14 protein-coding genes are annotated in these 12467 nt (G+C 60.2%); 5 read left to right on the top strand and 9 right to left on the bottom strand.

All coding sequences use genetic code 11. The features are described from left to right. Nucleotides 1-13: 13 nt before the first annotated feature. The 6 genes from G0Q00_RS11185 to G0Q00_RS11210 all read right to left on the bottom strand — a co-directional run bounded on the left by G0Q00_RS11185 (nucleotide 14) and on the right by G0Q00_RS11210 (nucleotide 4584). The gene (locus tag G0Q00_RS11185; protein ID WP_163039336.1) at nucleotides 14-730 is read right to left on the bottom strand and encodes a VCBS repeat-containing protein; all 717 of its coding nucleotides are present in this window, start codon (nucleotides 728-730) and stop codon (nucleotides 14-16) included. Next, nucleotides 730-1053 carry a 2Fe-2S iron-sulfur cluster-binding protein gene (locus G0Q00_RS11190; protein ID WP_163039338.1) on the bottom strand — a complete coding sequence of 108 codons (324 nt, stop codon included), beginning with the start codon at nucleotides 1051-1053 and terminating at the stop codon, nucleotides 730-732. Before G0Q00_RS11190 ends, G0Q00_RS11185 begins: the two co-directional genes overlap by 1 nt. A 240-nt stretch (nucleotides 1054-1293) precedes the next feature. Then, nucleotides 1294-1641, bottom strand: coding sequence for a hypothetical protein (locus G0Q00_RS11195; protein ID WP_163039340.1), 348 nt, complete (start codon nucleotides 1639-1641; stop codon nucleotides 1294-1296). A gap of 109 nt (nucleotides 1642-1750) precedes the next feature. Continuing rightward, complete coding sequence (locus G0Q00_RS11200) at nucleotides 1751-2620, bottom strand: 50S ribosomal protein L11 methyltransferase (RefSeq protein WP_163039342.1); 870 nt, start codon at nucleotides 2618-2620, stop codon at nucleotides 1751-1753. A gap of 52 nt (nucleotides 2621-2672) precedes the next feature. Further along, nucleotides 2673-3218 carry a YcxB family protein gene (locus G0Q00_RS11205; protein ID WP_163039344.1) on the bottom strand — a complete coding sequence of 182 codons (546 nt, stop codon included), beginning with the start codon at nucleotides 3216-3218 and terminating at the stop codon, nucleotides 2673-2675. Nucleotides 3219-3348: 130 nt separating this feature from the next. Beyond that, complete coding sequence (locus G0Q00_RS11210; RefSeq protein ID WP_163039346.1) at nucleotides 3349-4584, bottom strand: MFS transporter; 1236 nt, start codon at nucleotides 4582-4584, stop codon at nucleotides 3349-3351. A gap of 133 nt (nucleotides 4585-4717) precedes the next feature. On the opposite strand from G0Q00_RS11210, the gene G0Q00_RS11215 reads away from it, so the two are divergent. Continuing rightward, entirely contained in the window at nucleotides 4718-5785 is a 1068-nt protein-coding gene (locus G0Q00_RS11215) for a YeeE/YedE family protein (RefSeq protein WP_163039348.1), read from the top strand. Between the two features lie 67 nt (nucleotides 5786-5852). Here G0Q00_RS11215 and G0Q00_RS11220 read toward each other — a convergent pair whose 3' ends face one another. Both G0Q00_RS11220 and G0Q00_RS11225 read right to left on the bottom strand, forming a co-directional pair. Beyond that, nucleotides 5853-6368, bottom strand: coding sequence for a GNAT family N-acetyltransferase (locus G0Q00_RS11220; RefSeq protein ID WP_163039350.1), 516 nt, complete (start codon nucleotides 6366-6368; stop codon nucleotides 5853-5855). A gap of 129 nt (nucleotides 6369-6497) precedes the next feature. Beyond that, nucleotides 6498-8693, bottom strand: coding sequence for a primosomal protein N' (locus G0Q00_RS11225; protein WP_163039352.1), 2196 nt, complete (start codon nucleotides 8691-8693; stop codon nucleotides 6498-6500). 101 nt (nucleotides 8694-8794) lie between these two features. Between G0Q00_RS11225 and fsa the strand changes: the two genes are divergently transcribed. The 4 genes from fsa (at nucleotide 8795) to G0Q00_RS11245 (ending at nucleotide 11980) form a co-directional block, all read left to right on the top strand. Next, nucleotides 8795-9448, top strand: a complete 654-nt coding sequence (gene fsa / locus G0Q00_RS11230) for a fructose-6-phosphate aldolase (protein WP_163039354.1) — start codon at nucleotides 8795-8797, stop codon at nucleotides 9446-9448. A 135-nt stretch (nucleotides 9449-9583) separates the two neighbouring features. After that, nucleotides 9584-10291 carry a DUF484 family protein gene (locus tag G0Q00_RS11235; RefSeq protein ID WP_163039356.1) on the top strand — a complete coding sequence of 236 codons (708 nt, stop codon included), beginning with the start codon at nucleotides 9584-9586 and terminating at the stop codon, nucleotides 10289-10291. After that, entirely contained in the window at nucleotides 10288-11223 is a 936-nt protein-coding gene (locus tag G0Q00_RS11240; protein ID WP_163039358.1) for a tyrosine recombinase XerC, read from the top strand. The genes G0Q00_RS11235 and G0Q00_RS11240 overlap by 4 nt, the downstream gene beginning before the upstream one ends. A 64-nt stretch (nucleotides 11224-11287) precedes the next feature. Next, a complete protein-coding gene (locus tag G0Q00_RS11245) occupies nucleotides 11288-11980 on the top strand; it encodes a phosphatidylcholine/phosphatidylserine synthase (protein WP_163039360.1) in 693 nt (230 codons plus the stop codon). Between the two features lie 36 nt (nucleotides 11981-12016). On the opposite strand, the gene G0Q00_RS11250 is transcribed toward G0Q00_RS11245, so the two are convergent. Further along, nucleotides 12017-12466, bottom strand: a complete 450-nt coding sequence (locus G0Q00_RS11250; protein ID WP_163039362.1) for a molybdenum cofactor biosynthesis protein MoaE — start codon at nucleotides 12464-12466, stop codon at nucleotides 12017-12019. Between the last annotated feature and the right edge of the window lies 1 nt (nucleotide 12467).

Genomic DNA, 12467 nt, shown 5'->3' on the forward strand with positions numbered 1-12467 from the left:
CAAGAAAATGAGGTCAGTCGCAGCGTAGCGCTGCGGTCAGGCTGTTTGGGTCGGTGTATTTGCCGATCGGGCCAATCTCGAATTCGCCGTCGATCAAGCGTGCTTCCATCACGCGGGACCAGTTGGCGCTGGCCGTCACAACCACGGGCGGTTGGTCGGGACAGATGCGCACGCCGCCTTCGATGTCGGGGCTGCCATATTTGTGATTGGTCAGTCCGCCGACCGATGCGACTTCTTTGAAAGAGAATGGCGATTTTGATCCATCCACCGTCACCAGCCGCAAACGGCGGGCAAGGTGTGGGCGGTCGACATAGGCGATCTCGTCCAGCCCGTCGCCGTTGAAATCGGCAATCCCGGCCACGGCCAGCCAGCGGTGGCGGTTGCCAATGGGGGCGTTGTTGCCAAGCGCGGTCAGCGTGCCGTCCTGCAGCCCGAAGATACGGATCATTGCACCGGTCGTATCGCCGCTGAAGACCGTGACGACCTCGGGCGTGCCGTCCCCGTCGAAATCATGGAGGCGTGGGGCGGTGTCTTCGAAGACGCCCCCAGTCACGCGCACCAGATGGCGGGTGCCATCGTTCAGCGTGACCTCAAGCGCGCCGTATTCTCCGCCGGGTACAGCGCCGTGCCCATAGCGATCCGTCGGTTCAGCGTAGTGTGCCGAGGCGATGTCGGCCGCCGCGGGGGCGGCCAGACAGAGAGATAAGATTGCGGCTTTGACGCCGCGCATCAGATCTGTTTTTCGGGCATATGGACGACGAGGCCATCCAGATCATCTGTGACCTTGATCTGGCAGGTCAGGCGCGAACGGGCCGCGTCGGGCTCGAATGCGAAGTCCAGCATGTCTTCTTCCATCGCATCCTTCGCGGGGATCTTTTCGATCCAAGCGTTGTCCACATAGACATGGCAGGTCGAACAGGCACAGGCGCCGCCGCAATCTGCTTCGATCCCGGGGACGTTGTTGTCGCGCGCGCCTTCCATGACGGTCAGGCCGGGGGCAACGTCCACGACATGCTCGGTTCCGTTGTGCTCGATATAGGTAATCTTCGCCATGTGGCCTCTCCGTTATCTGGCGTATCGCGTGCAGCTTGGCGGGGCATCCCCTTGGCCACACGGACGACGGTCATTTCGTTCGACAGACCAGATAGCAACGATAAGGCGCTATTTCGAGCCCAAAAGCGGCGAAAATGTCGCAAGGACTTCACGAAGCACGTTGAGGCGCACATAAAGCGAACCCACCCGAAGATATCCGGATGGGTTTGCTGTCAAAATAGACGGAACAACAGGTGCTGTTCAGAAAAGGCTCGCGATGAATTCGGCCACGACACGCGTGAACGGATCAATCTGCATCAGCCACGCGCCAGCTTGTTCGATCACCCCGCCTTCAGCGAGGCTTTCAAGCCGTGCCGAATAGCTGGAAAGGCCAACCTGACTGACGATAATCCCCTTGAACAGGATAAATCCAATCAGGACGAACAATATCGCACGCAGCGGAAAACCGCGGCTTTTGAAGCTTGCTTCCTCTGGAACCAAAAGCCCGTCACGTTCCACCAAGTGGACATAGCCCCGAGCCAATTTGTTATGACGGCGATCAATCTGCCGTACGCGTTTTTCAAAATCTCTTATTTGTGCATCGGCCATGGTCAACTTCCCTTAGCTGAAAAGCCAGTCAAAATGTGGCAACCTCTGCTAGAATAAAGCAAATTTGTGGCAATAGCTAGAAAACCTTTTACTTCCCGTCACAATTTCATCATTTTCTCTGTAAAATCAATGTGGTCCAATCCCCAATCTCATCGCGCTTGAGCAAATCGAACCCATTTTGCTTATAGCTTTCAATCACATCGTCGGCCTGAGGATTGAGAATCCCCGACAGGATCGCATAGCCATTTTTGCCAATATTTTGCCCCATTTCAGGTGCTAAGCCGATCAGCGGTCCTTTGAGGATATTGGCGAATACAAGGTCGAACGGCGACTTCGCCGCAATCTCGTCGGCACCGAACCCGGCAGCTTCAACACATGCCACACGATCCTCAAGTGCATTGGCCGCCACGTTGGCGCGGGCAACGTCCACGGCAACTTCGTCAATGTCGCTGGCGATCACGGGATTGGGCCAGATCTTGGCGGCAGCCATGGCAAGAACCGCCGTACCGCAGCCAATGTCAGCCACATTTTCACCCACAAAGCCGTCTTGCGCCAGATGATCCAGCGCCCGCAGGCACCCCAGTGTGGTTCCGTGATGCCCTGTGCCGAATGCCATCGCAGCGTCGATCAGCAGCCCGATCTTATCGTCCGGAAGCGCTGCCGCATCATGACTGCCGTAGACGAAGAAACGACCAGCCTCGACGGGGGCCAGCTCGCGTTTGACATGGGCAACCCAGTCGACCTCGGGCAGTTCGGACACGCTGAAATCATTCGCGCCATGCATAGCCGCAAGCAACGCAAGCCCTGCTGCATCAGGTTCTTCGACGAAATAGCCGCCGACCTCCCAGATGCCGCTATCGTCTTCGATCTCGAACACGCCGACGCCCGTGGGTTCCGGCACAAGGTTTTCCATCGCCGCCCCAAGGGCTTCGGCGTCATCTTGTCCGTTTACGGTGGTCAAAGCGGTCCAGGTGGGCATGTTGTGTCCTTTCAAACAAGCCCCTGTGCCCTAGCGCCCTGCTCTGGGCGGGTCAAGCGTCTGGCGGGGGCGCGTCGTCGCTTGTCGCGCTACGCCATGCTGCGATCTGGGCCGAGACCTCTTTCATGTGGGCGTCGCTGTTAAAAGCCGATCTCTCGATCGGGCAATAGTCATAAGCACCAATCAGCAACAGCAATCCCTGGTCGGTCACAAGCACGCCTTCCATATGGCTCCATGAGATCAGCACCTCGTACCCTGGATGCGTGATTCGCATCCCCAGCGGAGACAGCACGATCCGTGCCACCCCTTCGCGCATCCGCGATCTGCTGAGTGTCTTGATATAGGAGTTCCGGCTTTGCCAGATAACCAACAGCCCGGCCCCCATCAGCAACATGAAGGACAGAAAAGTCCACATGCTGGCATCACTGGCGAACGCGACAATGGCTGAAATACTCACGAAAGCGGCGATCAAGATCGAAGTTCTGACCTGCCTGCCCCACCCGTCTGCGCGCCGCCGCCGTTCGGCGGAAAGAGCACGCAGGGCATAGTCGATGTCGATCGCGTCAAAGCGCGAGTAGAACTCCAGATTGGTACTCAAATCGGATCTCTTGAATAAGACAATACAAAACACGCGTCCACAATAGAGCGAACGCGCTCAGTGTGTCAGATTGCATATGATCCAGCGAGTAAGGAAACTCCGACCCTCTAAGGAACACGCGATTTCCCGCTTATCCGTGGGCGCGCGCCCGCATATGGGTCAGGATCGTCTCATTGCCCTTTTCGGGGTGGCGTGGGATCAGTAAGGCCAAGCCCAGCGAGACGCACGCCATAGCAGCGGCCAGACCGAACACGCCCCCCGGCGAGACCACCCAGAGGTACCCAAGCAGCGCAGGCAGGAAGACCGCCGCGATGTGGTTGATGGTGAAGGCGACCGCCGCCGTAGGGGCAATGTCTTGTGGGTCCGCGATCTTCTGAAAATAGGTCTTCAGGGCAAACGCCAGCGCGAAAAACAGGTGATCCAGCACGTAAAGCGCAGCAGCCAGAACCACGCCCCAGCCGAAATAGTAGATCCCGCCATAGGCCAGGAACACGCCAATCAGGCCGACATATTCAAACGCCAGCGCGCGCCGTTCGCCCCAGACGGACACGGCTTTGCCCATCAAGGGAGCGAAAAAGATGTTGGCGACATAGTTGATCAGGAACAGCGCCGTGACCTCGTGCACCTCGAAGCCGAAGCGTTCGACCATCATGAAGGCTGCGAACACCACGAAGATCTGACGCCGTGCGCCCGCCATGAATTGCAGCGCATAATACAGCCAGTATCGACGACGCAGCACGAACTGCTTTAGCTGCGGCTCGGGGCTTTCGAACTGCGGATAGGCGAAATAGGCGAAGATTGCGATCGCCAGCGTGGTACAGCCCGCGATCATGTAAACAAGGTTATAGCTTAGGTCGAAGGTCTTCCATGTCAGCACCAGAAGGCCATAGCTGACCAGCGCCGCCGCCGACCCGATGGACATGATCCAGCCCAGCATTTGCGGCGCCTTCTTCTTGTCGATCCACTGCAGCTGAAGCGATTGGTTTACCGTTTCGAAATAGTGAAACCCGATCGAGCTGAGCATGGTGACCGTCAAGATCCCGCCAAAGCTGGGAAACCACGCAGTGATCGCGGTGGCCGCACCCAACAGGCCCAACGACACGATCCCCAGCACCTGTTCACGAAACAGCATCAGCAAAGCAATTACGCCAATTGCCAAAAAGCCCGGGATCTCGCGCACGGTGTGCAGCCAGCCGATCTCGACCCCGGTGAAGTCCGCAGCCTCGATCACGAAGTTGTTCAGAAGTGCCGACCAGGTGAAGAACGCAATCGGCATCCCCGCAGCCATCAGCATCAACAGGAAGATGGGGCGCCGCCAGAACGGCAGCGCGCGGGCATCATCAAGGGTCAGGGTCTGGTGTCTCATCCGCCTGCCTTACGCCTGAAATCCGCGTTTTGCGAGCGCTAATCGCATTCACAAATGCAAATACGTTTCTGACATAGGTCAAGGTGGCGCGCGGTGATGTCGCTAAAACTGCGCCAACTTGAAGGAGCCCCCAATGGACATCGTCCCCCTGATCGACCGTATCGGAGAGAACCCGACCGCCGCCCTGTTCGGCCTGATCACTGGCATCGTCTTTGGCGTGTCAGCCCAGCGCTCGCGTTTTTGCTTGCGTGCCGCTGCAGTCGAGTTCGCCCGCCGCATGATGGACAGCTCGGTCGCCGTGTGGCTTCTGACCTTCTCGACCGCGCTGGTCTGGGTGCAGGGCGCGAACCTTATGGGCCTGATGCGGACCGAGGACGCACGAATGATGGCCGTCACCGGCAGTTGGTCCGGCGCGATCATCGGCGGGCTTCTGTTTGGCGTCGGCATGGTGCTGGCGCGTGGCTGTTCCGGGCGTCTTCTGGTCTTGGCCGCGACGGGCAACTTGCGATCCGTCGTCTCGGGCCTGATCTTCGCTGTTGTTGCGCAGATGAGCCTGCACGGCTGGCTTGCCCCCACCCGCGACACCCTCGCCCGCCTGTGGATGACTGAAGGCGGCGTGAACGTAAACCTTCTGAACGTACTGGGATTGCCCGACTGGTCGGGGCTTGCACTAGGCCTGATGACCGCAGTTCTGGCCATCGTGATCGCCCGCAAAGCAGGCCTTGGCCCGCGTCGCCTGATCTTCGGCTCGGGTGTTGGCTTCGCCGTGGCCCTTGGCTGGGTGCTGACCTACCAACTGTCCCTCGCCGCGTTCGAGCCTGTGTCCGTGACCTCGGCCACCTTCTCGGGCCCGTCCGCCAACACACTAATGTTCTTCCTTGTCTCTAACCCGGTGCTGGAGTTCGACGTGGGCCTTGTCCCCGGCGTTGTCATCGGGGCCTTTGCGGCCAGCTGGCTAACCGGCGAGTTCAAGTTCCAAGGGTTCGAGGGCGAGGCCAACATGCGCCGCTCCATGACCGGTGCCGTCCTGATGGGCTTCGGTGCCATGCTGGCTGGCGGCTGCGCCATTGGCGCGGGCGTCACCGGAGGCTCCATCTTCGTCGGCACCGCATGGCTCGCTCTTCTGTGCATGTGGATTGGCGCGATGGTGACAGATGCATTGGTAGATCAGCGCGGGGCCGTTGGGGTGGCGGCGGAGTAACAATCAAAGCACAGGTCGGCTGAGAGCCCAATCTGATCAAGGCTACAGGCTAAACGAAGAGCTGTTTTCATTCCACGAGCGTACGTTCCATGAAGTAAACATAGGGCCGCCATTGGTCGGGGAAATGCTCAGGATGGGGGATGTCAGTGAATCCAGTGGCCTCGTACATCGCTTTGGCATGTGTCAGGAAGTTTGCGGATGAGAAGATCACTTTTTGATAACCATCTTGGATCATTTGCTCGAACATATGCTCTAAGAGACGGCGCCCAACTCCGTACCCGCGGCCATTCTCGGACACAAACATCCGGTTGAATTTGGCGACGCCAGCACGTGCTTCATTATACATAACGCATCCAACGGGCTGATCCCCGAGCGACGCGAGCAGAATACCGCCACTGGGCCTTGCGTGAAGCGAAGGGAGATCATCAAGTATTGCTGCGAACCGCCCCGGGTCCATCGGGTTTCCTTCGGTTGGCCAGTCGGTCGGATAGTTCTTCCAATGCCAATCGAGCCACTGACGACATAGGTCGCGCGCTTGTTCATAATCGCTTTCATCTGATGCAAGTCTGGTTGAAATTCTCATGGCTCCAGCTCGTTTACTGTCGATCCATTCGAATAGTGGGGGCATATCTCCACAAGGTCAAACTCACTCGTTTGAGATCATTTATTATATTTCAGGGTGGACGGATTTGTCCCACATACCCGCCACCCCTCAATAAAAACTCTGCGGATCGATATCCACCGACACCCGCATATCCCCCTTGATAGGGAACTGCGCAAGCCAGCGTTTCAAGGCGGCTTGGATGGGGGCGGTTTTCTCGGCCTTCACCAGCAGGCGCACGCGGTGGCGGCCCCTCACACGAGCAATCGGGGCGGGGGCGGGGCCGAAAAGTTGTGCGCCGATTTGGGTGAGCGGCTCGGGCCGTCGGGCCATTTCCGCGCCCAGATCAAACACCGCTTGGATGTCGGGAGAGGACAGGACGATCCCCGCCAGACGCCCATAGGGCGGCACGCCCGCAGCTTGGCGCTCGCCCGCTTCGGCTTTCCAGAATTGCTCTTCCTTGCCCGCCAAGATCGCGCGGATCACCGGGTGTTCGGGCTGGAAGGTTTGCAACAGAGCCACGCCCGGCGTTTCCGCCCGCCCTGCCCGGCCAGCCACTTGCCGGATCAGCTGGAAGGTACGTTCCGCCGCGCGCAGGTCCGAGCCTTGCAGGCCCAGATCCGCGTCGATCACACCCACCAAGGTCAGCTTTGGGAAGTTATGCCCCTTGGCGACCAGCTGCGTGCCGATGATGATGTCCGCCCCGCCCTCGGCGATCAATTCGATCTGTTCTTTCAAGGCACGCGCCGACCCGAACAGGTCGGATGACAAAACCGCGATCCGCGCGTCGGGGAAGGCGGCGGTCACCTCCTCGGCCAGTCGTTCAACGCCCGGACCAACCGGGGCCAATTTGCCCTCGACCTCGCATTCCGGGCAGGCATCCGGCATCGGTTTCGTCTCGCCGCATTGATGGCAGACAAGGCGTCGTTGGAAGCGGTGCTCGACCATCCGCGCGTCGCAATGGTCACAGCCGATCTGGTGCCCGCAGGCGCGGCAGATGGTGACGGGCGCATAGCCGCGGCGGTTGATGAACAGAAGCGATTGCTCGCCCCGCGCGATGCGCAACCGCACGGCGGCCTTCAACGTGGGCGAGATCCAGCTTTGCGCGGGCAGGTCTTCTTGCCGCATGTCGATGGCGCGCATTTCGGGCATGACAGCGGGACCATAGCGGCTGGTGAGTTCAATCCGCTTGTACTTCCCCGCCTCGCAATTGGCCCATGTTTCCAAGGACGGCGTGGCCGAGGCCAGCACAACCTGCGCGTCGCAAATGGATGCCCGCATCACCGCCATGTCGCGGGCGGAATAGAGCACTCCATCTTCCTGTTTGTAGGAACTGTCGTGCTCCTCATCCACGATGATCAGGCCCAGATCGCGGAACGGCAGGTAAAGCGCTGATCGGGCTCCGACAACCAACTGCGCCTCGCCCTGCCCGACCATGCGCCAGCAACGGCGGCGCTCGGTCATGGTGACGCCGGAATGCCATTCGGCGGGGCGCGCGCCAAAGCGCTCTTCGACCCGTTTCAGGAATTCAGCGGTCAAGGCAATTTCGGGCAGCAGCACCAACGCCTGCCGTCCCTTGCGTAGACAGGCGGCGACGGCTTCCAGATAGACCTCGGTCTTGCCCGCGCCAGTGACGCCACGCAGAAGCGTGGTGCCATAGCGGCCAGAGCGCACGCCGTCGGTCAACTGCTTGGCGGCGGCGGCTTGGTCTTCGGTCAGTTCCTTGCTGGGCAAGCTTGGATCAAGCCGCGGATAAGGCAGGTCACGCGGCGTATCTTCCTCGCGGATGGCTCCGAGCTTTACCAGACCTTTCACAACGGACCCGCTGACCCCCGCCAGATCGGCCAGCTCTTTCTGGGTGAACCCCACGCCGGGCTGGTCCATCAACACATCCATCACCTTGGCACGCGCGTCCGTCAGACGGTTGGGGCGATACCCAGACGCCTTCAGAACCTTGCGCATCGAGGGCGGGTCAGACAGCCCCGGCGCACGGGTCGCCAGACGCAGCATTTGCGCCATCGGGGTCAGGGTGTAGTCACCTACGCGGGTCAGGAACTCGGCCATTTCGGATCGCATCGGCGCCACGTCCAGCACCCGGATCACCGCGCGCAGTTTGGACGCATCAAAGCCCCCCTCGCCCGGCCCCCAAACAACCCCAAGCACCTTGCGCGGCCCAAGCGGGACCTCGACATAGTCGCCCTGCACGCAGCCGCCTTCAGGCGCGCGGTATGTCAGGATTCGGTCCAACGGCTGAGCCGTCAAAACGCCGACCCTTGCGCCTGCCGGAAACTGCTCGATGTCACTCATAAGGCCAGATTCCCCGTCATCAGGCACACCATAGGGGCTTTCTGCCCGCGCGCCCATGGGGTAAGAGAGCGCAAACGCAAACTTCCGCAGGATACGCGCACATGAAATTCTTTGCAGACACCGCCGACATCGACGCCATCAAGGAACTGAACGACCTTGGCATGGTGGACGGTGTGACCACCAACCCCTCGATCATCAAAAAATCGGGCCGCGACATCATCGAAGTCACGAAAGAGATCTGTGACATCGTAGACGGCCCCGTCTCGGCTGAAGTCACCGCCGTCGACGCCGACACGATGATCGCTGAAGGCCGCAAGCTGGCCAAGATCGCCGACAACATCGCCGTAAAAGTTCCGCTGACCTGGGACGGGCTGAAAGCCTGTAAGACCCTGACTGACGAAGGCACCATGGTCAACGTGACCCTATGCTTCTCGGCCAACCAGGCGCTGCTTGCTGCCAAAGCCGGCGCGACCTTCATCTCGCCCTTCATCGGTCGTCTGGACGACATCAACCTAGATGGCATGGAGTTGATCGAAGATATCCGCACCATCTATGACAACTACATGTTCGACACGCAGATCCTGGCCGCCTCGATCCGCAACGTGAACCACATGAAAGACGCCGCTTTGGTTGGCGCGGACGTTGCCACGGCTCCGCCTTCGGTCATTCAGGCAATGGCGAAGCACGTTCTGACCGACAATGGTCTGGACGCATTCTTGGCTGACATCAAAGCTGCTGACATCAAGATCCTGTAAGCAGGTCTTGCTTAGAAGCATGTGACGAGGGGGCCACGGCCCCCTTTTCTATTTTCAGGCCCATGTCCGTTTTTTGGACATTACCCGCCTGCTTGGTGTAGCATCTCGAAAACGACAAAAAACATCGAGGCGGCCATGAGCAGTTCCCCGGCACTGGATGACGATCTACGCGCGCATCTGATTGCGCAGCCCGAGATTATTTTGAACGACCAAGACATCATGAATGCTTTGGTCACCGCGCATGAACGTCAGATGGGGACGAATATCGTCGATCTGCGCGGCGCGGCGATGGACCGGCTGAGCAACCGGCTGGACAAGTTGGAAGACACGCATCGCTCGGTCGTGGCCGCAGCGTATGAAAACGTCTCGGGCGTGGCGCTGATCCACCGCGCCGTGCTGCGCATGCTGGACCCCACCGATTTTGCGGCTTTCATGAAGGATCTGGACGGCGAAGTCACCGAGACCCTGAAGATCGACTGCATCCGCCTTGTGCTGGAAACCGAACAGGACACCAAGGAGGCATCGCTTGATCGCCTCGGGTCTGTGATCTCGACACTCCCCGCCGGGTTCATCGACGAGTACCTTGGGCAAGCCGCTGGCCCGGACCGGCGCACCGTTTTCCTTCGACAGATGCACGAAAAAGACCCCGACATCTATGGCGACTGCGGCTTCTGGATCCGGTCCGAGGCCTGCATCGTTCTGGACCTTGGCGAAGGGCGTCTGCCCGGCATGCTGGTTCTGGGTGCCGAGGACCTGTCCCAATTCCGTCCCGGACAGGGCACGGACCTGCTGGAATTCTTCGGGGGCGTCTTTGAACGCGTAATGCGCCGCTGGCTGTCATGAGCCGCGAGGGATCTCTGAATATCCCACCCGGAACGCGGGACGCGCTGACCCTATTCCTAGATCACAAACGCGCGCTGGATGCGGCGTCCGAGAACACGATCAAAGCCTATCAGGCCGACATCAGCGGATTTCTGGACTTCATGGCCACGCATCTGGGCGGCGAAGCCGGGCGCGGCGCGCTGGCCCGTGTAACCATCAGCGATATGCGGGCATGGATGGCGTCCGAGCGTGCGCGCGGCATTGGCACGCGCAGCTTAGCGCGGGCTCTGTCGGCGGTAAAAAGCTTCTACAGCTGGCTCAGCCAACAAGACGGATTTGACGCCACCGCCGTCCTGTCCACCCGCAGCCCGAAATTCGCAAAGAAACTTCCCCGCCCGCTGTCCCCAGACGCAGCGCAGGCCGTGCGGGACATCGCTCCGCTTCAATCACGCCATGACTGGGTCGGCGCGCGGGATCTAGCAGTAGTAACCCTTCTATACGGCTGCGGTCTGCGTATTTCTGAAGCGCTTGGCCTGACCGCCGCAGATGCTCCGCTGGGCGAGGTGCTGCGCATTCGCGGCAAAGGCAACAAGGAACGTCTGGTGCCCGTCCTACCCGCCGCCCGCGACGCGGTCGAAGCCTATCGCACCCTTTGCCCCCATCCCGAAGCCCCGGACCTGCCGCTGTTTCGCGGCGTGCGCGGCGGGGCGCTGGGGGCACGACAAGTGCAAAAAATGATGCAACAGGTACGGCTTCAATTGGGCCTGCCCGCCACCGCCACCCCCCACGCGCTTCGCCACAGCTTCGCCACGCATCTTCTGGCCTCGGGCGGAGATCTGCGGGCCATTCAAGAGCTTCTGGGCCACGCCAGCCTGTCGACCACGCAAGGCTATACGGCGCTGGATACCTCGAAGCTGGTGGAGGTCTATAACGCCGCCCATCCCCGCGCCTGACACCACACAGACCCCTCACAGCTTTTCGCTTTCCACCAAAGCGGTTTTCCGGCACAAAGCGCGGATGAACATTCAGACCAAAGCCCTGCTCGTCCATCTGTTGACCGCAACCGGAGCCGTTTTCGCCATGCTGGCGATGCTCGCTGCCGTAGACGAGCAATGGGGGCTGATGTTCCTGTGGCTGGTGGTCGCCTTCATCGTCGACGGCATCGACGGACCGCTGGCGCGCCGCTATGAGGTCAAGGTCAATGCGCCGCAATATGACGGCGTGCTGATGGACCTGATCATCGACTATCTGACCTATGTGTTCATCCCGGCCTATGCACTGTTCAAATCGGGTCTGATGCCCGGCTGGACCGGTTGGTTCGCGATCATCGTGATCACTTTCGCCAGCGTTGTTTACTTCGCGGACACGCGGATGAAGACCAAGGACAACAGCTTCTCGGGCTTCCCCGGCTGCTGGAACATGGTCATCTTGGTGCTGTTCGCGACCGAACCGAATTTCTGGGTCATGACCGCGCTGGTGACCGCAATTGCGATCGCCATGTTCCTGCCCCTGAAGTTCATCCACCCCGTGCGCACCGAGCGCTGGCGCCCGGTCAGCCTACCGATGGCCCTGGCGTGGACGGGATTTGCAGGCTGGGCCGCGTGGGTCGATTTCCACCCGGAAAGCTGGGCGCATTGGGGGCTGGTCGTTACGTCGATCTACCTGCTGGGCGCCGGGATCGCGCAGCAGATCATTCCTCAGAAAAGCTAAGGTCCGATCAATACCCTGCCGGGCGCGAAACAGACTTCACTCTGCCCAGCGTTTCAACGCTTCCTCGTCATTCACCTTGGCATCCACCCAGTCGGTGCTGCCATCCTTGGTGAACTCTTTCTTCCAGAACGGCGCCCGGGACTTCAGATAGTCCATCAGGAACTCTGCCGCTTCAAACGCCGCCACACGGTGGGCCGAGGCCGTGACCACCATCATGATCTGATCCCCGGGCCGCAGCGGGCCGTGGCGGTGGATCACCAGACAATCAGCCAAGGACCAACGACGCGTGGCTTCCTCCACGATGGATGTAATCGCCTTCTCGGTCATGCCGGGATAGTGCTCGATCTCCATCCGGTCGAGCGCGCCAGCCTCGTCCCGAACGATGCCGGTGAAGCTGACAACCGCACCCAGATCACTGCGCCCTTGGGCAAATCCCGAAAGCTCTGCCCCTTGATCGAAACTGTCGGTTTGAACGCGAACCGTCATA

Origin of the sequence: Aliiroseovarius sp. PrR006 (assembly GCF_010500215.1) — a bacterium.
Taxonomy (GTDB): Bacteria; Pseudomonadota; Alphaproteobacteria; order Rhodobacterales; family Rhodobacteraceae; genus Aliiroseovarius.

Bases quoted from the DNA above. Each gene is read 5' to 3' on its own strand.
- G0Q00_RS11235 (WP_163039356.1), top strand. From the start codon at position 9,584: ATGAGCAGTTCCCCGGCACTGGATGACGATCTACGCGCGCATCTGATT.
- G0Q00_RS11215 (WP_163039348.1), top strand. From the start codon at position 4,718: ATGGACATCGTCCCCCTGATCGACCGTATCGGAGAGAACCCGACCGCC.
- G0Q00_RS11210 (WP_163039346.1), bottom strand. From the start codon at position 4,584: ATGAGACACCAGACCCTGACCCTTGATGATGCCCGCGCGCTGCCGTTC.
- G0Q00_RS11240 (WP_163039358.1), top strand. From the start codon at position 10,288: ATGAGCCGCGAGGGATCTCTGAATATCCCACCCGGAACGCGGGACGCG.
- G0Q00_RS11220 (WP_163039350.1), bottom strand. From the start codon at position 6,368: ATGAGAATTTCAACCAGACTTGCATCAGATGAAAGCGATTATGAACAA.
- fsa (WP_163039354.1), top strand. From the start codon at position 8,795: ATGAAATTCTTTGCAGACACCGCCGACATCGACGCCATCAAGGAACTG.
- G0Q00_RS11190 (WP_163039338.1), bottom strand. From the start codon at position 1,053: ATGGCGAAGATTACCTATATCGAGCACAACGGAACCGAGCATGTCGTG.
- G0Q00_RS11195 (WP_163039340.1), bottom strand. From the start codon at position 1,641: ATGGCCGATGCACAAATAAGAGATTTTGAAAAACGCGTACGGCAGATT.
- G0Q00_RS11200 (WP_163039342.1), bottom strand. From the start codon at position 2,620: ATGCCCACCTGGACCGCTTTGACCACCGTAAACGGACAAGATGACGCC.
- G0Q00_RS11250 (WP_163039362.1), bottom strand. From the start codon at position 12,466: ATGACGGTTCGCGTTCAAACCGACAGTTTCGATCAAGGGGCAGAGCTT.
- G0Q00_RS11245 (WP_163039360.1), top strand. From the start codon at position 11,288: ATGAACATTCAGACCAAAGCCCTGCTCGTCCATCTGTTGACCGCAACC.
- G0Q00_RS11225 (WP_163039352.1), bottom strand. From the start codon at position 8,693: ATGAGTGACATCGAGCAGTTTCCGGCAGGCGCAAGGGTCGGCGTTTTG.
- G0Q00_RS11185 (WP_163039336.1), bottom strand. From the start codon at position 730: ATGCGCGGCGTCAAAGCCGCAATCTTATCTCTCTGTCTGGCCGCCCCC.